18 protein-coding genes and 2 rRNA genes are annotated in these 22464 nt (G+C 43.2%); 4 read left to right on the top strand and 16 right to left on the bottom strand.

Going from position 1 to position 22464, the window contains the following annotated elements; genetic code table 11:
- Together BGK61_RS19045 and BGK61_RS19040 are read left to right on the top strand one after the other, a co-directional pair.
- The coding region (locus tag BGK61_RS19045) for an integrase core domain-containing protein (protein WP_157888798.1) at positions 1 to 212 on the top strand (212 nt) is incomplete at its 5' end.
- A gap of 292 nt (positions 213 to 504) precedes the next feature.
- On the top strand, positions 505 to 3099 hold the full coding sequence (locus BGK61_RS19040; protein WP_076012343.1) for a TonB-dependent receptor: 2595 nt from the start codon (positions 505 to 507) through the stop codon (positions 3097 to 3099).
- Between the two features lie 92 nt (positions 3100 to 3191).
- On the opposite strand, the gene BGK61_RS19035 is transcribed toward BGK61_RS19040, so the two are convergent.
- The 12 genes from BGK61_RS19035 to BGK61_RS18985 form a co-directional block, all read right to left on the bottom strand.
- On the bottom strand, positions 3192 to 3587 hold the full coding sequence (locus BGK61_RS19035) for an MAPEG family protein (protein ID WP_076012342.1): 396 nt from the start codon (positions 3585 to 3587) through the stop codon (positions 3192 to 3194).
- 149 nt (positions 3588 to 3736) lie between these two features.
- Positions 3737 to 4381: an adenylate kinase gene (gene adk, locus BGK61_RS19030; RefSeq protein ID WP_012519076.1), complete on the bottom strand. Its 645-nt coding sequence runs from the start codon at positions 4379 to 4381 to the stop codon at positions 3737 to 3739.
- 339 nt (positions 4382 to 4720) lie between these two features.
- The gene (gene htpG / locus BGK61_RS19025; protein ID WP_076012341.1) at positions 4721 to 6643 is read right to left on the bottom strand and encodes a molecular chaperone HtpG; all 1923 of its coding nucleotides are present in this window, start codon (positions 6641 to 6643) and stop codon (positions 4721 to 4723) included.
- 238 nt (positions 6644 to 6881) lie between these two features.
- Complete coding sequence (gene recR, locus BGK61_RS19020) at positions 6882 to 7481, bottom strand: recombination mediator RecR (RefSeq protein ID WP_014998880.1); 600 nt, start codon at positions 7479 to 7481, stop codon at positions 6882 to 6884.
- Positions 7482 to 7486: 5 nt separating this feature from the next.
- On the bottom strand, positions 7487 to 8434 hold the full coding sequence (locus BGK61_RS19015; RefSeq protein WP_076012340.1) for a hypothetical protein: 948 nt from the start codon (positions 8432 to 8434) through the stop codon (positions 7487 to 7489).
- Between the two features lie 332 nt (positions 8435 to 8766).
- On the bottom strand, positions 8767 to 9093 hold the full coding sequence (locus tag BGK61_RS19010; RefSeq protein WP_014998895.1) for a YbaB/EbfC family nucleoid-associated protein: 327 nt from the start codon (positions 9091 to 9093) through the stop codon (positions 8767 to 8769).
- Between the two features lie 38 nt (positions 9094 to 9131).
- Positions 9132 to 12212, bottom strand: coding sequence for a DNA polymerase III subunit gamma/tau (gene dnaX, locus BGK61_RS19005; protein WP_076012339.1), 3081 nt, complete (start codon positions 12210 to 12212; stop codon positions 9132 to 9134).
- Between the two features lie 41 nt (positions 12213 to 12253).
- Positions 12254 to 12790 carry an adenine phosphoribosyltransferase gene (apt, locus tag BGK61_RS19000; protein WP_014998897.1) on the bottom strand — a complete coding sequence of 179 codons (537 nt, stop codon included), beginning with the start codon at positions 12788 to 12790 and terminating at the stop codon, positions 12254 to 12256.
- Between the two features lie 22 nt (positions 12791 to 12812).
- Positions 12813 to 12935, bottom strand: a complete 123-nt coding sequence (locus BGK61_RS19850) for a hypothetical protein (protein WP_256253717.1) — start codon at positions 12933 to 12935, stop codon at positions 12813 to 12815.
- Between the two features lie 153 nt (positions 12936 to 13088).
- Positions 13089 to 13853 (bottom strand): HvfC family RiPP maturation protein, encoded by a 765-nt coding sequence (locus BGK61_RS18995; RefSeq protein ID WP_076012338.1) that lies wholly within the window; start codon positions 13851 to 13853, stop codon positions 13089 to 13091.
- Positions 13850 to 14701 carry an HvfB family MNIO-type RiPP peptide maturase gene (locus BGK61_RS18990; protein ID WP_014998899.1) on the bottom strand — a complete coding sequence of 284 codons (852 nt, stop codon included), beginning with the start codon at positions 14699 to 14701 and terminating at the stop codon, positions 13850 to 13852. Before BGK61_RS18990 ends, BGK61_RS18995 begins: the two co-directional genes overlap by 4 nt.
- 151 nt (positions 14702 to 14852) lie before the next feature.
- Positions 14853 to 15254 carry an HvfA family oxazolone/thioamide-modified RiPP metallophore gene (locus BGK61_RS18985; RefSeq protein WP_076012344.1) on the bottom strand — a complete coding sequence of 134 codons (402 nt, stop codon included), beginning with the start codon at positions 15252 to 15254 and terminating at the stop codon, positions 14853 to 14855.
- A gap of 230 nt (positions 15255 to 15484) precedes the next feature.
- Between BGK61_RS18985 and BGK61_RS18980 the strand changes: the two genes are divergently transcribed.
- On the top strand, positions 15485 to 18835 hold the full coding sequence (locus tag BGK61_RS18980) for an nSTAND1 domain-containing NTPase (protein ID WP_234349516.1): 3351 nt from the start codon (positions 15485 to 15487) through the stop codon (positions 18833 to 18835).
- A complete protein-coding gene (locus BGK61_RS18975; RefSeq protein ID WP_076012336.1) occupies positions 18813 to 19151 on the top strand; it encodes a DP-EP family protein in 339 nt (112 codons plus the stop codon). Before BGK61_RS18980 ends, BGK61_RS18975 begins: the two co-directional genes overlap by 23 nt.
- Before the next feature lie 257 nt (positions 19152 to 19408).
- Here the strand turns inward: BGK61_RS18975 and BGK61_RS18970 are convergent, their stop codons facing one another.
- The 4 genes from BGK61_RS18970 to BGK61_RS18955 form a co-directional block, all read right to left on the bottom strand.
- Positions 19409 to 20377: a sensor domain-containing diguanylate cyclase gene (locus BGK61_RS18970; protein WP_076012335.1), complete on the bottom strand. Its 969-nt coding sequence runs from the start codon at positions 20375 to 20377 to the stop codon at positions 19409 to 19411.
- Positions 20378 to 20512: 135 nt separating this feature from the next.
- Positions 20513 to 21250: a transporter substrate-binding domain-containing protein gene (locus BGK61_RS18965; RefSeq protein ID WP_076012334.1), complete on the bottom strand. Its 738-nt coding sequence runs from the start codon at positions 21248 to 21250 to the stop codon at positions 20513 to 20515.
- Between the two features lie 741 nt (positions 21251 to 21991).
- Positions 21992 to 22107 (bottom strand): 5S ribosomal RNA (gene rrf, locus BGK61_RS18960).
- Between the two features lie 135 nt (positions 22108 to 22242).
- Positions 22243 to 22464, bottom strand: a 23S ribosomal RNA gene (locus tag BGK61_RS18955); the annotation flags it as partial.

Genomic DNA, 22464 nt, shown 5'->3' with positions numbered 1-22464 from the left:
AGTGCTCAATGACAGATGGCTACGACTGCTATCAAAACGCCCTTGCAGAGCGGATAAACGGTATTCTTAAAAATGAATACTTACTCCATAAGCCAAGAGATTTAGAAGAAGCGAGAAAGATGGTTGCAGAGTCAGTAGCTATCTATAATGGTAGGAGGCCACATCTGGCCCTTAAATACAAAACGCCCGATGAAATACATCGGGCGTTTTAACCGAAATAAGTGTCAACCTATTTCAGGACTAGTCATATCGAACGCTTAATCACTTCCTTCAATTCTGCCGAAAAGCACTTTCTATAGGTGCTTCGCTCCAAAGTTAACCCACTTCTCAAGCTAGTCGAAGAATAAAAAAGTAATGTACGGTTTACACACTTTGTAACCAAGTGTCACATCTTTCGCATTTTACGCTATTGCAACATAAGCATTAGGAGTGCTATTCATAAATTTGCAACGAGTAAATCTTGCAGATACGCACAACAAGTAAAATGGAAATAAGGAAATAACAATGAAACAAGGTCGTAAAGTAAGTGCAATTGCAGTGGGATTAGCACTTTCAGGATTAACTTCACTAAGTCCTGTACATGCACAACAAGCTGACGAAGAAGCAGCAAACCTTGAACGAATTGCAGTAACCGGTTCTCGCATCAAACGCACAGACATGGAAGGGCCTTCACCGATTCAATCAATTGACGCAACAATGATTGAAGGCATGGGCTATGAAAACCTTCAACAACTACTCGAACGCATGCCGGCAACAGGCGCAGGTACTTTCTCTACTCGTAATAACAGCCAAGACTCAACGGCTAATGGCGCGGCAGCGGTATCACTCAGAGGTATGGGCCCAGATGCTACGCTAGTTCTTATAAACGGTCGTCGAGTAGCAATAAGTGCTTTTGCTGAAAGTATCACTAACTCATTTGTCGATATTAACTCTATTCCTGTCTCGGCTATCGAACGCATCGATATTTTGAAAGACGGTGCTTCTGCGATATACGGTTCAGACGCCGTGGCGGGTGTAGTAAACGTAGTGCTTAAGAAGGACTATGAAGGTTTAGAAATTAATGCAGGTTATGGTGGTACAACAGGGCCAAGCTACGATGAGACTACCGCCAGCGTATTATGGGGCTCGCAAAGCGATAAAAGTAGCGCGACAGTTATTATCGACTACTTCAACAACAGCACGTTAGGGGCTGATGAAATGGGTCGTTATGGAACAGCAAACCAGTCACCTTACGGCGGCATGGACTTTCGTTCTTCACGCGGTTACCCAGGCTATTTCTACGTAGATGGTGTAAAAACTATCGACCCAGACTGCCCAGCAGAAAATGCAACGTCGTCTGGTAGCTGTCTTTTTGATTACGGTCCATTCGGTTTAACTATTCCAGCTTCTGAGCGCGTTGGCTTCATTGGTCAGTTTGACTATAAGATTGGTGATGAAACCACAGCTTTCATGGAAGTTGCTATGCAGCATAATACGTCTGAAGCAGGCGGTGCAGCGACGCCACTTGATGAAGATGCTGGTTTAACGGTTCCTGGCACTCACCCAAATAACCCGTTTGGCCAAGACATTGAAATTGGTCGCTATCGCCCTGTTGATGCAGGTGCCCGTCGCTGGGATATTGAATCTGATACCCTTCGTTTAGTAGCAGGCCTTCGTGGAACGTTCAATGATTACGATTGGGAAGCATCTGTACAAAAAGGCCGTAGCCGCTCTGAACAAAGTGGTGATCAGTCACAAGGTTGGGTTCGCGTAGACTGGCTACAGGAACAAATTAATCTTGGAAATTATAACCCGTTTGGTGGCGTTACTAACCCACAAAGCGTAATTGATGATATTACTACTAGCTTAGTACGTCGTGGTGAGTCTCGAATGACCAGCGTTGACGCTCACATTACCGGTGAAGCTTTTAGCTTCGGTGATGACGTTGTGATGATGGCAGCGGGTGTTGAATATCGCGAAGAGCAAGTATCTGACGTTCCTGATGTTCAGTTCCAGCGCGGTTTAATTTTCGGTACTGAGTCTGTTTCTGCCTCAGCCGAACGCGACCAATACGCAGCGTACCTAGAGCTTTCTATACCTCTAGCCGAACAGTTAGAACTTCAACTAGCTGGCCGCTACGACCATTACAGCGACTTCGGTAGTACAACTAATCCTAAGATTGCATTACGTTGGGCGCCAAGTGATGAAGTTACCGTTCGTGGTTCTTGGGCTCAGGGTTTTAGAGCACCATCTCTTGCACAAGTTGGTCTTGGTCCGTCACAGAAAAGTGTTTTCTTCGTCGACAAATATCGCTGTGAAGCAACAGGTCAAGATTGTGAATCATTGGATTACAACATCGAGTTTGCTGGTAACCCTAACTTAGATGCAGAAGAGTCAGAGTCTTGGAACGTAGGTGTTATCTACGCACCTATTCAAGAATTAGGCTTGAGTATTGATGTGTGGAGTATCACTCAGGATAACAAAATTGATGAGCAGCAGTTCGGTCTGGTTTACGATGCAGAATGTAATAATCAAGATAGTACAGTCTGTGTGCGTTTAGATCCGCAGCCAGGCGAATCGCTAGGTGTAATTCAGAAGATTTTCAACACCTACCAAAACGTATCATCTCAAGAAGCGTCTGGTGTTGATTTCAGCGCAAACTATCGCATGGAACTGCAAGAGTTCGGTAATGTACGCTTTAATCTTGATTGGTCTTACATGAATGAGTTCGAAAAAGACGGTCTTGAGTACACTGGCGAATACGGCTATCCAGAACACCGTTGGTTGTTCGGAACAACGTGGTCTAAAGGTGCGTTCGATGCCAACTTGAACATTAGCTTTATCGGTGAGTTTGAAGACACGCCTGACATTGATTTCGACGGTGTATTGGACTTTGAAGAAAATACCTCTAGAACGGTTGATTCTCAAATGTTGGTAGACTTGCAGTTTGGATATAACTACAGCGATAACCTTCGTCTAGTTATTGGTTCAAACAACTTACTTGACGAAGAGCCTCCGTTTGCGATTGGTGATGGTGATGGCGACCTTTACGGTTATGTAGGCGGCGTGCACAACCCGCGTGGCCGCTTCGTATACTCTAAACTAACTTACCGCTTCTAAAGGCTGGTAAATCGAAAAAGCGCTCAACGGCAACGCTTCACATTAGCATGCCATGAGCGCTTTTTTATCTATACACAGAATTTGCGCGACGCTTACAATCCGAAATGAATGAGCACCAAATTACCTATTGCTGCGCAAAGCATGGCGAGGAAAGTCAAAATCATTCCCGAAAAGCGCTGCCAGCTAACGCCTGAGTGGCGACCTAAGCCATAGGCATGTAGTACACGGCCAAATAATAATGCGCTTCCTAAAGCGTGAACAGCCCACACTTGACCAGTATTGGCTTCAAAGCACGCTATCATAATAAGGGTGATTGGTACGTACTCACTAAAGTTGCCATGCGCTCTAGTCAAACGACTTAGATCTTCATGACCACCATCGCCAATACCAACCTGGTGGCGTCGTCTGGCACCAATAACTAGAAATGACAGATAAAGGTAACATATACCCAATAAACTAGCGTAAAACGCCGTGATTGGTAAAACCATGGTCTACTCCACATGTTATAGTTATATCGCGTTGCTTCTTGAAGCGCTTTAAATGAATATTTAATAGGTGACATTAAACGTTATACGCCACTAAGTTACAAGCAACAAAAAAGGCCGCCTAAGCGACCTTTCGTTAACGTTGTTGGTTATTAACCTAAACGTTCTGCAAGCTCAGCACTTACTTCTTCAACTGGACGTGTACCATCAAGTTTGTGGTATTCGCAGTTTCCGGCTTCCGCTTCTGCGCTATAGTAATTTACAAGCGGTTTCGTTTGCTCGTGGTAAATCGCAAGACGCTTACGTACTGTTTCTTCTTTATCGTCATCGCGAACGATTAAGTCATCACCGGTTTCATTGTCTTTACCTTCCACTTTAGGTGGATTGTAAACTACGTGATAAACGCGACCTGATGCAGGGTGTACGCGACGGCCACCCATACGCTCTACAATTACGTCGTCTGGAACGTCAAACTCGATACAGTGATCAACAGAAACGCCCGCTTCTTTCATTGCATCAGCCTGAGGAATGGTGCGAGGGAAGCCATCTAGCAAGAAGCCGTCTTTACAGTCGTCTTGTGCGATACGCTCTTTTACTAGGCCAATGATAATCTCATCAGATACTAGTTTGCCTTCATCCATTACACGCTTTGCTTCAAGGCCTAGCTCTGTACCCGCTTTTATCGCAGCACGAAGCATGTCGCCCGTTGAAATTTGTGGAATGCCATATTTGCCCATTAAGAACTGAGCTTGTGTGCCCTTACCCGCGCCAGGAGCGCCGAGAAGAATGATTCGCATGAGTGCGTTCTCCGCTTATGATTTTTAAACTTTTTACTTCGGGCACTTTACACATTCAACAGTGGAGTGACAAGTGTAAGGAGTACCGTAAAGTTAATCTTAAGACTAATGGCGAATATATGTTCAGCTTATAGGCGCATTTGTAAATTTGAGCCTACACCCATCTAGTAATCCATCCCATACTGGGGGAATACACTACCTCTTAATATGATTAACTTGAAATTTTGAAACCGCCAAAATATAGCACACTTCAACAGTTAAACTTACTTTTGTTAGTTGTAGAAATAGAAAAACGGGCATTACGCCCGTTTTTAAGTGTAAACCTGTAGGTTTACTCCCTTATTTCGCTAACTTCATTAGAAGCGTGTTCAAGTTCTGAACAAAGCTAGAAGGGTCTTTTAAACTACCCTGCTCTGACAGTGCAGCTTGATCAAACAATACGCCTACCCACTGATTAAACAGCTCTTCATCTTGGGTGTCCGCCAGCAATTTAACCAGGCTATGCTCAGGGTTAAGTTCAAAGTGATACTTCACGTCTGGCACGGTCTGACCCGCAGCTTGCATAAGCTTCATCATTTGCGTTGACATGCCATTATCATCAGCCACGATTACTGCAGGAGAGTCAGTTAGACGATGCGTAAACTTAACGTCAACGACCTTATCACCAAGTGCAGCTTTAGCTCGTTCTAAAACGCCCTCAACTTGCTTTTCTGCTTCTTCTTGCGCTTTCTTAGACTCTTCGTCTTCTAAGTCGCCTAAATCTAAGTTTCCTTTCGCAATTGAAACAAACTGCTTTTCGTTAAACTCAGTGAGGTGAGACATTAACCATTCGTCAATGCGCTCGCCCATCAATAGCACTTCAATGCCCTTCTTGCGGAAAATCTCAAGGTGCGGACTAGACTTCGCGGCTTGTAGACTATCTGCAGTCACATAATAAATCTTATCCTGCCCTTCTTTCATTCGCTCAATATAGTCAGCTAATGATACGGTTTGTGCATCAGACTCACCGTGTGTAGAAGAGAAGCGTAACAGGCCAGCAATTTTCTCGCGGTTGCTGAAATCTTCTGCCGGGCCTTCTTTTAGCACGTTGCCAAATTCATTCCAGAACGACTGATATTTCTCTTTGTCGTTCTTAGCCATTTTTTCAAGCATCTGCAATACGCGTTTGGTGCAACCTTGGCGTAGTGCCTGAGTAATCTTGTTATCTTGAAGGATTTCACGAGACACGTTAAGCGGAAGGTCATTGCTGTCTAGTAGACCTTTCACAAAGCGTAGATAAGTCGGCATAAACTGTTCCGCGTCATCCATAATGAAAACGCGTTGGACGTATAGTTTAAGCCCGTGGTTTTGATCGCGATTCCACATGTCAAATGGCGCTTTAGAAGGAATATACAATAAGCTGGTATACTCAGTTTTACCTTCTACTTTATTGTGCGCCCATGCTAGGGGATCAGCAAAGTCATGTGAAATGTGTCTGTAGAATTCGTTGTACTCTTCATCAGAGATCTCTGACTTTTCGCGAGTCCAAAGAGCGGTGGCTTTGTTTACAACTTCCCACTCGCCTGGCTGGCCTTCAATTTTTTCGCCGTCCGGACCTTCACTCTCAGGCACTTCATCTTTCCACATTTGAACAGGAATACTGATGTGATCAGAGTACTTACTTACAATTGAACGCAGACGCCACGCATCGGCAAATTCTTTTTCATCTTCGCGAAGATGAAGCGTAATTTCAGTACCGCGAGTAGGCTTATTAATTTCAGCAATAGTGAATTCGCCTTCACCATCTGAAACCCACTCAACACCTTGCGATGCATCAGCACCAGCTGCGCGGGTACGTACCGTTACCTTATCAGCTACGATAAACGCAGAGTAAAAGCCAACACCAAACTGACCGATTAGCTGTGAGTCTTTTGCGCTATCACCAGACAGTTTGCTAAAGAAGTCTTTAGTGCCTGACTTTGCGATGGTACCTAAGTTCGCGATCACTTCATCGCGTGTCATACCTATGCCGTTATCGGTAATAGTGACAGTATTTGCTTCTTTATCGACAGTAAGCTTTACGTTTAAATCGCCATCGTTCTCGTAAAGGCTATCGTCTTCTAGCGCGCGAAAGCGTAACTTATCTGCAGCATCTGCCGCGTTTGACACTAATTCACGTAGAAAAATTTCTTTGTTTGAATACAAAGAGTGAATCATCAGATGAAGAAGCTGTTTTACTTCTGTTTGAAAACCGTGGGTTTCTTTGTGGGCTGCTTCAGCCATAATCCAATATCTCCTCGTTGAATGGATCACGTTTGATGTTAAACAGGTAGGGTCATTCAACGTACTTTTCAACGTTTAGAACGAAAATTTATTTTTTATAAAGCGATTTTTTGAAAGTAGGAAGACGATTAGTTACTTCGCGGGCGACAAGAAAGAGAAATTGGGTAGTAGGCCCAAATACAATGAACCTACTTGGAGTTTTTCAAGAGCAGTTGTGAGTAAGTATTAGTTTATAAAGTTACAGTTTACGGCGACCAGAAAAGGCGTGGGTGAGAGTGTTACCATCTATATACTCGAGCTCTCCACCTACTGGAACACCGTGCGCAATGCGAGAGGCATCAACGTTGTGGCTAGTACATAGCTGTGCAATGTAATGTGCCGTGGCTTCACCTTCTACTGTCGGGTTGGTGGCTAAGATAACCTCGTTGATCCCACCAGCAGCAAGACGACTTTCAAGCTCAGTTAAACCAATCTCCTCTGGTCCCACACCATCGATGGGTGACAAATGCCCCATAAGCACGAAATATTGGCCTTTGTAACTCAAGGTTTGCTCAATAGCTAAGACGTCTTGTGGGCTTTCTACGATACACAATAACCCACTCGCTTCTCTTTCAGGATGACGGCATATGTCGCACAACTCATCTTCTGTAAACGTTCTACATCGCTTACAGTGGTGAATATGCTCCATCGCGTTATGCAAAACGTTACTTAAATCTATGGCCCCTGTACGATTGCGCTCTAATAGGTGAAATGCCATACGCTGAGCGCTCTTATTACCAACGCCTGGTAAACACGTTAACGCCTGAATTAATTCTGAGAGTAGCGGACTGAACTTCATAGTATTTACTGCTTTGGTGCTTTTTCTGGTTGTTTTGGGCTTTGACGATATTTAATCACGTTCCGCTTTGCTTGGTCGAGCTTAACTTCATAAATGTTACCTCCGAATAAGCCCTTGTACTCTTCGTCGGTAAACACTAGTGTGTTGTCATCATAAAACGTGACAGCTTCTTTTTGTGTAACTACACCTAGATCGATACGCGACACATCGCCGCTGAAGAAATTGTCGCCCTCAAAGTTTTCAAAAACCCATAAGCTGGTTGAATCTAACAAGACTAATTTGGTTCTATCGGGGCTTATCGCGGCAGAAGTTATCCAACACAGTTTTTCCAAGGTCGTACAGGTTTTGAACTCACCGATAAGCTGTGCATCAAAGTTGGCGGCATGGTCGCCCACTTTGTATAGTTTAGTGATGCCATCGAAGGGTTTTGTTCTATTTTTTGTAAACAGGTAAAGGTTGCGCTTGTACTCTACGAACGCTTCTAAATCGTAGTTTTTGTCTTTAGGCTTTACTTTACCCTTGCCCATTTCTGGGTAAGTAAACTTAATGATTTCCGCTTCGGTGGTATCGGTTTTGATATCAATAGGGTTTTCGATTTTATAAATGGTTAACCAGCGTCGCTTATTGTCGTTATTACCAAAATCCCCCAGAAAGAAATGACCAAAGCTATTTTGGGTCATATCTTCCCAATCGACGTTTTTAGCATTTGTAACAGTAACTTCTCTCTCGATACTTCCATCTTTATTCAGCATGTAAAGTATGGGGCCATCACCACTGTCGTTAATTGCCCAGAGTCTTTTGTACTTGTCGAACTCAATCCCTGAAATCTCTTTGAGCTTTGGATCCACAGTGACTGTTTTCATCTTAAACAGCTCGTGAACACTCATAATAAACAACACGGTTGCTATGGGTAGCAGAATAACCGTGGTGATAACTAAGCCTTTCCTTAGCACTACAAAAGCCTCTATATAGAATAACAATATTCGAATCTAGGTTTCCCCAGTTTCCTCTGAAATAAGTTAGAAAGTAAGTTTGGGGATTAGAAATACAATAGTATAACGAACGACCTTCAAATTAAGACCAATTTCAAATGAAGGGGTATTTTAGTGCGATATACGCCTCTGCGTCGATACTATTTCTGGTGTAAAGGTTGATAGATGTTGGCAATAGAAACAAGAAAGCTCTGGCAGCAACCAGAGCTTTCCAAGAAGAACACTTTTTTGATTTAACTACATAGCAAATAACAAAGTGCAGAATTCAATCTAGGGTAAGTTAAATACCCTAGTTAAAACGGCATTTTGAAGCCTGGAGGTAGTGGCATGCCGCCAGTCACATCACCCATTTTTTCTTTGCTGGTTTCTTGAACGCGACGTACTGCATCGTTAAACGCTGCGGCAACCAAATCTTCAACCATATCTTTATCGTCGTCCATTAATGACTCGTCAATGTCCACTCGGCGCACATTATGGTTGCACGTCATGGTAACTTTAACCATACCAGCACCCGCTTCACCGGTTACTTCTAGTTTGGCTAGGTCGTCTTGTACTTTTTGCATGCGCTCTTGCATTTGCTGCGCCTGCTTCATGATATTGCCCATTCCACCTTTAAACATAATTTTTGTCTCGCTTCGTTTTGGTGTTAATAATTCTGCTATCGCGCTTTAACCGTATCGGTTAGCACTGACGCATCGAAAGTCGATAGCAATGCTTGAATTGTATCGTCGGTTTTAATCACCGAGTGTGCATGCGCATGGCGCATGGCATGAATCTCTTGTTGTAACGCAAAAGGCGTGGATGATGGTTCACCTAAAGTAATATTTACGTCTACGTTTTCACCCAAACCATGATGTATTGCATCAACTAACTGTTTTTTTGCACTGTCGTTTAATAGATGCGTCTGACTGTGGTCAATTTCAAGGGATACCTGATTACCATTTCGAGAAAATGACGCATGCAAAACCAATTGTTTGAGTAAGCCCGCCACAGGCATTTGTTCAACTAGGTTGCTCCACTCGTCTATTTGGCTTGCGTGAGTTAACTTACTTCCGTCACTTAGATAGGCTTTTAGCTGGCCGTCATAAGTGCTGCTTAATGGCGTATCAAAATTTAACGCATCCCGTGCAAATGACCTTTCGCCCGCGCCTTCCACTTGTTCTGGAACATTGGGGTTGTTGGCATTATTACTAGAGGATGCTTCAACATAACCTGCTTCTTCAACGTGTTGAGGTGGTTGATTATCGTAATCTGTAGCCCAAGGCGGCATATCCTCAACAGGTGTCTCTGAGTTTGGTTGCACTTCTGCTTCGTCATTTGAAAAAGGCATATCCTCTTCAAATTCATCAAGCGTAAAGTCACTTGCGTCGTTTACATCAGATTGCGCTTTTACCGATTCGCCCGCATCCGTAATGTCAGTTAACTCTGCGTGAGCACTACCCAGAGGTGCGCCTTGTTGCAGAGAATTATCGTTGTTTTCATTGCTAATATGTGCAGCGTTGTTAGCAAGCTCAGAGTTATTATCTATACGCTCAAGGCTATTATCTAAACGCTTAGGGCTATCATTTTCAGACTCAGAGCTAGTTTCAGTTTCTAAGGAATTTATTTCACCACTCTTGATTTCATTATCAGCACTGCCTTGCCCTGCACTATTTTCAGCATGGTTCGTAATTGCGTTTGTAGATTGCGCTGTATTTAAGGCTTCCGCTTTACTTCTGCTAAAGCGCGCTTGAATATCACTTGCACTTTCGGTCTTAGCATTCGCTGCACTGTTACTTTTTGCTTCAGCGTCTTGTGCTTTTCTTTGCTTTAACTTCTGACGAAGTGCCAACATATCAGCCGTAGAGGTAAGCTGTTCCTCTGCGGTTAACGATGATGCTTCGTTCTCGTGCGCTAACGGCTCGCTGTTTTGATCAGAGCCTTTTGCGTCATGAAAGCCTTTAGCGTTATAAGAGCCCTCAGCGTTATACCCCCCCTCAGCGCTTTGAAAGCCTTCAAAAGCAAAGGAGCCATCATCTTCTGACGGAGGCGGCATATCGTCCATGTATGCATCTAGCGGAGGTCCATCGAAATGTTGCGCTGCTTCGTTATGAGGCTCACCGACTTCATTTGGCGTTGGTTCAAGCTCTGCGGCAACGCTTTCTGCTTGTATCGCGGTGTTTTCTACTGGTACTTCTTCAGTAATAGACGAAGCTGGTGCTTGCTTTACGGGTTCTTCACCATGAGCAGAATCACGCTCCAATGCTGTTGATTGAGTTGACGTTGTGCCCGACTCTACAGAGGTCGACGTCGTCTGAGTTTTGTCTTCTGGTAACTCGCTTTCATCAACGACGGCATGTTCCTGCTCTTGCCGTGGCTCAAATTGGGTCGTCGATTGAGGCTGCTCTTGCTGCTCTTGCTGCTCTTTTTCAATTATTGATGTAGCAAATGAGTCTGGGGTAGATGGCGCACTTCCTGACGACTGAGCAGAGGTAGATTCAACCGATAGATGTGAAGGCGTCTCCTCCTGCACATTGGTTGCAGAAGTTTCGCTTAACGGCGCTTCCTCCTGCTTACCGACGTTTCCCGGGCCACCACTGGAAGAAGCATGATCTACAGGTAAACTATGCTCACTCCTCCCGTTTTCAATCTCACTTGCGGTATCACTGATGGGCTTATTTGGAGCAAACGACATCATGCGCATCAATGTCATTTCAAACGCACTTTTTCCATCAGCTGCAAAAGGTAAATCTTTTCTACCTTGCAGTGCAATCTGATAGAGCAACTGCACTTGCTCAGCTGGAATGGTCTTCGCTAATTGAAATATCGCCTTAGCCGACGTCGTTTCTAGCTTACAGGCTTCTGGCACCCACTGGGTTAACGCTATTTGATGTAGCAGGCTGGCCAATTCGCTGTGAACGTTGTCATAGTCAGGCGCTTGCTCTGCAATATCATTAACCAACTGCAATACATCAGCGGGGCTTTTGCTTACTACTGCGTGAATGACTTTAAGCAACTGGTTCTTGTCCATCAGCCCCAGCATATCGGTTACTACCGATGCCAGAACCTGATTTCCACCTTGCGCAATAGCTTGGTCAGTCAAACTTAGCGCATCACGCATACTGCCTTGGGCGGCTCTTGCCAAAAGCGCAAGCGCCTGTGGTTCAAAAGGTAGCTGTTCATGCTGCAAAATATGCTGTAGCTGTCCAACAATCTGCTCCCGAGACATAGCTTTCAAGTTAAACTGCAAGCAACGGGATAAGATGGTTATTGGAAGCTTTTGAGGATCGGTGGTCGCCAGTAAGAACTTAACGTGTGGGGGTGGCTCTTCCAGCGTTTTTAACAGGGCATTAAAGCTGTGTTTTGAAAGCATGTGTACCTCATCGATAAGGTACACTTTGTAACGTCCGCGAGTTGGCTTGTATTGCACGTTATCAAGAAGCTCACGAGTATCCTCGACTTTGGTTCTTGACGCAGCATCAATCTCTAACAAATCAACATAATTACCCTGCTCTATCTCTTTACAGGTGTTACATTGACCGCAAGGGTTAGCCCCTTGTCCTTCTTCGCAGTTAAGGCTTTTCGAAAAAATACGTGCAATGGTAGTTTTACCTACGCCTCGCGTACCTGTGAAAAGGTAAGCATGGTGTAGACGATCGTTATCCAAAGCATTGGAAATGGCAGAGACTACATGTTCCTGACCCACAAGTTCACTGAACTTGCCCGGCCGCCACTTCCTTGCTAGTACCTGATAACTCATTATTACGTATTTCGCCTTTTGCTAGTTATGCTTTATAGCGATTATTCGCCTTCAAACTCACAAATAGAGTAGCTTTCTATATCAAGCGTACTCAATTTCTCTTTGCCGCCTAGGTCAGGTAAATTAATCACAAAACCCGCGTGATTCACTTCACCGCCTAGTGAACGAATTAGCTTGGCAGAAGCGGCTATCGTTCCGCCTGTTGCAAGTAAATCATCGATAAGAAGGACTTTATCACCTGGCTCAATGGCATCTTTATGGATTTCCAATGTATCCATGCCATATTCAAGCTCGTAGCTCTCGCTAACTACTTCACGAGGAAGTTTATTGGGCTTTCTCACTGGAACAAAGCCAATGCCCATTTCGATGGCCAATGGCGCACCAAAAAGGAACCCGCGTGCTTCAGTACCTGCTATCTTGGTAAATCCCATACCTTGATACTTTTCTACAAGTAACGAGATACAGCTACTGAATGCTTTGTGATCTTCTAAAACGCTGGTCACATCTCTAAATAAAATACCTGGCTTTGGATAGTCAGGTACGGTTTTCACTACTGATTTAATATATTCTGCAGTCACAATTATGCCTTGAATGTCTGCGTTATAACCAGAAGGTGAACCAGCCGGCGATGATATGCATCAACGGGAACGCGATTAGAGTTACTAGCGATGCTAGAAAGTACCACTTGTTATAGACTTCTTTGAAATCTGAATTGTCAGCCATTTGCACTACCTAAACAATTTTGTGAACAAAAAAATGGTGCTAAATGTTAATCGAAAGCAAGCCCGATTGACAGCGCTAATATGATCGATCGCTCACTTTCAGACCAGATCATGGCGAAAGTTTAATATAAAGCAGGTAAATAGTAATGGTTACTTAGGATACTGGAAGCAGTATTCCCTTTTGCAACATGTCAGTGATGGTCTGGTTCATACCATTTATAAGCACGTTTGAAGGAATTTGGGGAAGTTGCTGGCACAACGACTCAGCTAATTGTTCTACATCCATTCCTTGCTCATTTTGTTCCAGCGTATTTACTAAAATAGCTGTAACCGGATTAACATGAACAAATTGAACGTCAAAATCCCGGTCTCTGTAAACTATATAGAACTGCTGTTCTTGGGCTGGTTGCTCGGGAATGTAGTCCTCGCCTATTAGGTGAACTTCAAATTGGTACGCTGCCAAAGATGCGTACGGTGACACCCTAATTGCGGTAAAATTTTCTCCTTCTTGATAGAATTCAACGTTGTCTTCGTTTTTTCTAATACTGACGTCAAGCTCAAGCCACTCATAGTGAGCAAGCTCCGCAGCAAAGTCGGGCAGAGTAATATCGAAGGTTGGCTCTGTTGAAAGGTACTCAACGAACTCTTTACTTATTTCAGCAAAATAAGGAGAGCGGCATTCGTGCTCAATAAAAAACTGCCGCACAATGCTCTCCCACCCTTTCTCACCATACTGTTTTACTATGATGGATTTTAGAACCGGAAACCCGGTGCTGACGAAGTTGTCGATGTTGTTAAAAAATAATGCTTGATAGATTTTCATCCGACGAGCGTGATCGGCGTCGCTAGCGCAAAATGTTTGAGGATCTTTGATCGCATCCACGAACGTTTTCTGGGTGGTTTGGAATGACTGGGTCACGCGACACTTCCTTTAACCTTTGACGCTATTGCAACTTCGCATCTTGTTTGAATTTGCTTAATTCTCTTCACTTCCGCCAACAATTCGTTTAAGGGGGGAATATTAAAGTCACGCTCTAACAATGTAGGAAATACGCCATGTGTGAGGTAAGCGTATTCCAATAGTTCCCAGACTGGTTCAATGACATCTGCCCCATGTGTATCAACTTTTAAATCTTCAGCTTCATCATAATGACCTGCAATATGTCCATATACAATTTTGTCTGAGGGCAACCCCTTAATAAAAGCCTTTGCATCATATTTGTGGTTAATACTGTTCACGTAAACATTGTTTACATCGAGCAGCATCTGACACCCAGATTCATTTAAGATACTAGAAGTGAATTCTAGCTCGTCCATCTCTTGGCCAGGCGCAAGATAATAAGAGACATTTTCTAAAACCAGTGGTCGTTCAATAATATCTTGAACTTGGACAATTCGAGAAACTACGTGCTTAATTGCGTCTTCAGTAAAGGGAATTGGCATCAGGTCATACATATGACCATTGCCGGAACAAAAGCTTAAGTGCTCACTGTAAAGTGTAATGTCATTTGCGTCCAAGAATCGCTTAACGGTTTTTACAAATTCAACATCTAGTTTGTCGCTACTTCCGATAGACAAAGATAAACCATGAGTAGTAAAGGGAGATTGCGAAGACGCTTGCTGAAATTGTTGTTGGTACTTTCCACCAAGGGGGATCCAATTTTCGGGCGCAACTTCCCAAAAATCCACCTCAGATGGCAGCGTAGGTAACAACTCTTTTAGCATTTCTCGACGAAATCCCAAACCTGCGCCATAGATGTTTTTCATATCTTCCCCTTTTACCGCATGGGATTGCAAAATAGCAACGCACGTTATTAGACAAAAATGGCCATCATTCGACAGCCATTTTTTGCTAAGCGTAACTCTTATAGCGTTACATTATTCAATTTCACGCTACAGGATGTTATTTGAATGGCAATTACATGCTACCGCATTTACCTTCGCCGCACTTACCTTCTTCACCAGCTTTCTTGTCGCCACCACATTTGCCTTCGCCACACTTACCCTCTTTGTCGGCTTTCTTGTCGCCGCCGCATTTGCCTTCGCCACACTTACCTTCTTTGTGAGCTTTCTTGTCGCCGCCACATTTGCCTTCGCCGCACTTACCTTCTTTTTCGGCCTTTTTGTCGCCGCCGCACTTACCTTCTTTCTCAGCTTTATCGCCGCCACATTTGCCTTCTGCTGCGAACTGACTATAGCCCGACTCTAGTGCTTGCATACCAAATGGGTTTACGTCTGCTACTGCAACTGTTGACGCCAAAGAGCCAATTACAACTGCACCTAATGCTGTCGCTACTGATGATTTTTTGATTTGTTTCATTGATGTACCCTCAATAATATTAGTCATGTTTGACGTACAGTAAGCACGTATACATTAAAAGACCCTTTGGACTTAAAGGATATTTCACAAAAATAGATTTTTTTACAATCAATTTTTATGACCTTGATATTAAAAGGCTTTATATTAACAAAAATGCATTCCTACATGTTAGCTTTAAGTTAATAGGAAAAGTTAAGTACAGCAATTTCAAAAAGTACAGGGTAGATACGGTGAAGCAACAATTTTATCTGGGTCAATGGCAGGTCGATGTAACCAGCAATACGTTGTCTCTAGGCAAGCTCAAAAGAAATTTAGAGCCCAAGACCATGGATGTATTACTGCTTCTGTGCCAGCACCAGGGTCAAGTTGTCTCTTCCGAAGAAATCGTTGCTCAATGCTGGCCCAAATCAATGGTCGGCGATAACCCTGTACATAAAGCTATCACCAACCTACGTCGAGCATTGGGCGATAAGGCGTCATCGCCTGAGTATATTGAAACTATAAGGAAACGCGGTTACCGAATTGTTGCTGACGTTCAATTTTTAGGTGACGAAAGAGCGAAGTCGACCGACTCTAAATGGAAAAGTGCTTCGCCGTATGTTGGCCTTAGCGCGTTCTCTGCTAACGAAAGTCAAGTTTACTTCGGCAGAGATACTTTAGTCAGAGAGTTAGTCTCCCGTACTGCCGAGCTTTTCAATCGAAACCGGCCTTTTATGATGGTGCTTGGCTCAAGTGGATCTGGAAAAAGTTCACTCGTTCACGCGGGATTTTTACCCAAATTGCTCGATAAACAGGGCATAAATGGGCTACATGCACATGACTTTTTGAGTATTGATCTTGCCGATATAAATACTAACGCCAGCCCGTTTGCAATTGTAGACGAGATTGCTGCTCATATGCTGGATTGGGGAAGTGACGAAATAGGTATATTTGAAGGTTATAGTGCATCCCTTCTCGCAGACAAACTACTGACTTCACCGCAGTCAGTGGTTGATATAGTCAAGCGTTTTTGTGAAGAGCACGAGCTACAGACAAAAAGCGCCTATTCTTTCTATGCTGTCATTATAGACCGACTAGAAGTATTTCTTGCTGATACAAAAATAGAAGACAAAGACAAACGGGCTGTATTCACACTTTTGGAAACGCTGAGTCAGAGCAACCTCTTTCTTGTTGTCCTAATCAGCAGAAACGACTTCTACCCGCTTATTTCCAGTTTCGAAGTCTTGATGAAAAATAAGTCCCGCGGGGCTCATTTGGACATTGCACCACCTTCGTTAAGCGAGCTTGGACAAATAATCAAACTTCCTGCTTTGGCAGCAGAACTGCAGTGGGAACATGACGGCACAACAAACGCCACTCTCGACGATGTTATTCTGTCTGATGCAAGCTTAGAACCGAATTGCCTTCCTCTTCTACAATACACACTCCAAGAGCTTTACTTACAACGCGACGGTAATTTACTTAAACGGGATACATATTACGCGCTAGGAAAAATCGATGGGGCCATCGGCCACAAAGCCGAATCAACCTACTCCCAAATGCCTGCATCAGTGCAAAATGCGTTAAACACAGTACTTCCTCTTATTGTTAACTTGTCTGGAATGGACAATACGATGACAAGTAAAACAGCCAGTTGGGATGAGCTAAAAGGCGATGATGAGCGTCGGTTCGTTGAGCTCATGGTAGAACAGCGCCTTTTCGTTTCATTTCTAAATCAAGGGCAAGCCAGTTTCAAAGTTGCGCACGAGGCAGTGTTAAGAAAATGGGAGCGAGTTCAGCAATGGATAGCACAGCACCAAAATACACTTTCAATTAGGGCAGCCCTTTATGATCAGGCAAAGAAATGGGCAGAGAATGATAAAGATGACGCCTATCTTCTTCAATCAGGAAAGCCGCTTCTAGATGCCTCTACACTTCTTGATGCGAAATACATCCGTCTATCGAATGCAGAGCGGGAGCTTATTCATCAAAGTCAGCGTAAATTCAGAAGGAAAAGCCTCTTTAAAGCGTTTACTGCTGCACTGTTGGCCGCACTATCTGTTATTTCTTTTGCTGCTATGCTGCACAGTAACCATTCTCAAGCTTTGGCTGAACGAAAGCGATTGGAAGCCGAAAACCTAATGGGGTTTATGATTGGCGATTTTGCCGATAAGCTTCGAAGCGTAAAACGCATGGATTTGCTAGAAGGTATTAGTGAACAGGCGCTTAAATACGTCACCCAAGCCCAAGAAAGTCAAACGGGATGGATTGGCTCGTCAACGCCGAAGCCTAGTTTTGAGCTTCGCTTCCAACATGCTCTGTCTTTGCAAGCAATGGCTGAAGTGCGGTTTTACCGCGATGATGCCGTGACTGCCCAGCAATTATATAAAGAAGCCGATAAACGATTGGGCGCATTACTTGAGGAGCAGCCCGACAACTTCAAACTATTATTAGCTGCAGGCGCTAATGCATTTTGGTTGGGAGACATTGAATTAAGAAACTATAATTTTGCGCTGGCGGATGAGCAGTTTAATCGTTATTTACGCTTTAGCGAGGAAATGCTGAAGGTATCCCCCAACAATCCGGATGCTCTGCTAGAACTGAGTTATGCAACTAATTCGATTGGTAGTGTCGCCTTTCGTCAACAAGATTTTGACAAAGCTCTTTCGTTTTTCGAATCATCGCTGGCTTATAAGCAACAACTTTTTGAAAAGTCAGAGTCACCCATTATTACTGCATCCGCTGTTGCAGATACTTACTCTTGGATCGCGTCTACACAAATACACAAGGGCCGAATTCACGAAGCGCAATTAACCTTTGCGAAAGCAGAAGCCATTTTAGAGAAAAGCCTAGCTAACTACTCAGGGAATGCAGAGATAATTGAAACACTTAGTTTAATTAAAATGAATGTAGCAAAGAGTAGCCAATTTACTGAAGACCTTAATACTTCCATTGAACATTTAAATGATGCTAAAAAATTGTTGATCCAATTACTTGAGCAGGACCCTGCAAACAGTTCATGGCAATCATACTATAAACATGCGAGGGCGTTGCTGGACTATTACAGATCACTAAACGCAATCTCTGCATTGCACAATCATAATGTAAAACAAGATATCACCATTGATGAGCTGCTAAGAGATGGTGCACGCCTCTCTTCGAAAATTTATGCAGTCCTCTCTTACCAATATCGTCAGGAATGGCAAATCAGTAGAAATTTGCTAGCTCAAATAAATATAGAGCACGCTATTGAAGAGGATTTAAACAAGAATATTAAGGCAGAATTCATAAATGTTAGGGAATTAGAAAACTATGTCCTATACCAAATCGCTAGTATTCGTCAAACGCACAACGATGCGGGAAAAAATATCGATATAGTTCAAAAGGAATGTGAAACACTGTTTTCACTTACAAACTCGGTAGTCAACGTAAGTAAACACCCTTTATTCTTACAAGCTCATGTATTCTCAGGATACTGTTTAAATAAACAAACAGCAGTAGCCAAACATCGTAGGCAACTCGCTCTTATGAACGTACCAATGCCACTTTATTTCACCAACATCAATAAGGAACTGATAAATGACAACACCACCGAACTATGACTACAGCGTTTCCGTTGACGCAGAAGGAGTCTTTACCATTATACCGGAGGGCGATGCGCCAGAGTCGCCCATTACCGTTACTGTGCCGAATACGACTATTACTTATACTCTTACCTCAGATACCCCAGCTGCCATGGTGTTTTTAAACCCCGAAATCACGAATGATCCTGAAGGGGATTTAACTTGGGAATTTAAGGATTCGGGTAGGTGCATTGTTATTACTGATTCAGACGCCGACGAAGAAGACGCTATTTGCGTAAAACTAGTTACCGGATTTATTAGCCCAGACCCTCAAGTAAAAAACGAGCCTGTTTAAAGAGGTAGATTTTGGGGTACCTATCAAAGTGATTTTTACTCCACAAGATATGACGTCTAGGTATTTTTTCTGCGCGCTTATCTTTATCTGAAAAAGCACGTAGCAAGTACATTTTCACGAACAGTTCGTGCTTGCTACTATCGTTCAGACTCTCCCTCTCACGCACTAACTAAACGCTTAACATCAACTTCATGCCTAAAATTGAGTGTTTTTTCTGATAGTGTAAACCTCCCCTAAAATAGCTCCATCATTTTGATCTAGAGGAAACATATTTGGTCCCTGCCACGAGATTTAGCTTGATACAAAAGCGTATCAGCCGCCTGCAATAGCGATGTTGTGTTCTCGTAACGATGATTTTCATTGGTTGCTACTCCCATACTAACGGTGAGCTTTTTGTTCGACACTAGTACAAAGTGTCTGGCGCTCAGTTGGGCAAGGTGCCGCTTTATTCGTATAGCCAACAGTTGAGCGGTTTGTGAAGAGCAATTGGGTAAAATAATCGCAAACTCCTCTCCGCCATATCGTGCTGCCAAGGTGTCACGGTTAGGCATACTCAAACTCAAAAGTTCACCAATACGTTTTAAACAACGATCGCCAGCTATATGACCATACTCGTCGTTAAAAGCTTTAAAGTGGTCTATGTCTATTAAAATGACGCTTAACGGCAGCCCCTCACTACTACATTTAACCCATTGGCCGCTTAAGTAGTCTGAGAATTTGTGACGATTAGCTAACCCTGTTAAAAAGTCAGTTTCAGCCTTTCTTTTCAATGCAGCGTACTCAGCTTTATGTAGCGTCAGGTCACGTAGTATGCAAAAGAATAACGAGTTGCTAGACGATAGCTCTTCGGGCAACGATGAGACTGAGATTTCTACGCTAATATCTCGGTGTGAGTGGCTTCTTTGTGTAAGAGAAACTTCGAATGGTGGCGTTTCTAAAACATTTTGCGCCGCGTTATCTAAACACTGAATGACATGGCTTTGTATTTGGCCCGTTTCATCGTTTACGAAATTAAGCAGGTTTTCACTCAATAGAGCTTCCCGAGACAACCCCAAGAGTGAGGAAGCATTAGTATTAACCATTTCGATTGTACCGTTGCTGTCCACAACGACTATTGACTCGTTAATGAAATTAATCATTCTTGCAAGAGAACTGTCTTTGTAAAAATTGAACAGTCCGAGGTGGGAAGTTGCCGATTTATTTTTACTTAACATTGATGTATGCATTCCATAATACCGCCCTAAAGGCCCTAAATTGCATACAAGATTACGCCGATATCACTAAGCTAACCTTCCGAACACCTTCTTTTTTAACCCTTTGTTTTTATGAAGATTATTTATATCTGGAAGATTCTAGAAAGGTTAATTTTTCGTGTCTCGATAGGATTCTATAACTGTCGAATTTTGATTTTGGCTAGTGGCTAAGCTTAGACTGTCTATTAGTTCATCTCTGTAAGCACTATAATTCGACACTGCGAAATAAGAAGGAACGGTTAGCCTTTCCGACGCTACTACGTCAGTTAATCGACTGCCGAAACTTTCTATATAGAAGAGATAAGGCTGTTTGTAACTAATCAGGTGGGAAGTTCTTCCCACGTCAAAAAGATGAATCGCTTCACTACTTGTGGCCATATCGAAGAACTCAAAACCTTCTTTTATTAGTGCTTGGCGAATACCTAGATAATCATAACCGCGAATAGCCGAGACCGACTTAACATCGCTTAGCCTGTTGTTTTGCATTAGTACGATAGATAAGTCAACGAACGGGTTTTCGATGAATGTAACGTTATTGTCTAGTGCAGAAGTTCCTCTAACATTAATTGTTAGATCTACTTTTCCCGTTTTCACTCGTTCGAATAAGCGAGCTGGAGGCATGCACTCTACTGACACTTTATAGTTTAATTTTGTAAGGAGAGCCAAAGACGCATCTATTGCTTCACCGTGGCAGCGGGATGATTTGGGATCTTTTATCACTAGTGGAGGAAATTCAACAACACCCAGTGTAATGGACGGCTTCAGCTTCACATTCTCTTGTGAACTTGCGCTACACATCCAGAAAAACAAAATTAGGCAACACCCACGAACTACGTTAGATCTCACAACTCTACCACTTCATTTACGTCTTAATTTGTTTATATAGGATTTATTAAATCAATTATAGAACGAACGCACAAATATAAAGACTTCCTCAGTTAAAATATGCTTACAGAACAACTAACCTAAAGCCCCACACAAACAATGGGGTCAGAGTACATTTTTACTTATCTAACAAATGTGACCGGAGCATATTTCAAGCTCATAAAAAGTTGAGACTTTAATTACTCTGCCCCTATTTAGAATCTTTCATACTTGTTCCTAATCTGCGAACAATAGTTTTCTAGTTCATATTCAAACTCATTATTACACACACCACAGGCATAGAGAGCCGATCTATCTAAACCCATAAAAAGGGGGTCAGAGTACATTTCTTTTGTTAACGAGAGTGAGAACCAAAATGTACTCTGACCCCTTTACTCCTGAGTGAATAGACTTATGGTCTGTTTTGGAGTTTGTGCGCCTTAAACTATTCGATAAATGAAACTTTCACAGTGACTAGAAGCTAGAAAAGAGAGTAGTCGCAGGGAAACACATTTTAATGTTGGGGTCGGAGTACATTTCTCTTGTTTTTCTTCATTGGAGGATAAGGGTACTTTGACTTGGTTCTTATGATTTGGGTAATAAAGTACTCTGACCCCAATTTGATGGGTTGCTGGGGAATTGGCGGTTAATGTACTCTGACCCCATTTTTTTGTTTCTTCCAGACGCAAAAAACCCGCCGTTAGGCGGGTTTCTTTTAATGGGACCTGGCAGTGTCCTACTCTCACATGGGGAAACCCCACACTACCATCGGCGCTAATACGTTTCACTTCTGAGTTCGGAATGGAGTCAGGTGGTACCGTATCGCTATGGCTGCCAGGAAAAACTGGTAACAATYTRGRAAASWKRATATYAATTCAATCAGTGAGTAACTACTTTTCACTCTACTTGCGGCTCATTTTTCAGAGCTTAGCTTGTCTACAACACTYAGAAGTCTAAAGCTTCTTGGGCGTTGTATGGTTAAGCCTCTCGGGCAATTAGTACAGGTTAGCTTAACGCCTTACAACGCTTCCACACCCTGCCTATCAACGTCATCGTCTATAACAACCCTTCCAGAMCTTAAAGKTCAGGGATGACTCATCTTTGGGCCGGCTTCCCGCTTAGATGCTTTCAGCGGTTATCCGTTCCGAACATAGCTACCGGGCAATGCCATTGGCATGACAACCCGAACACCAGCG

The organism is Alteromonas abrolhosensis, assembly GCF_001953635.1.
Lineage (GTDB): Bacteria > Pseudomonadota > Gammaproteobacteria > Enterobacterales > Alteromonadaceae > Alteromonas > Alteromonas abrolhosensis.
The sequence above is the reverse complement of the archived record's forward strand: the minus strand, read 5'-3'. Positions and strand labels throughout refer to the sequence as shown.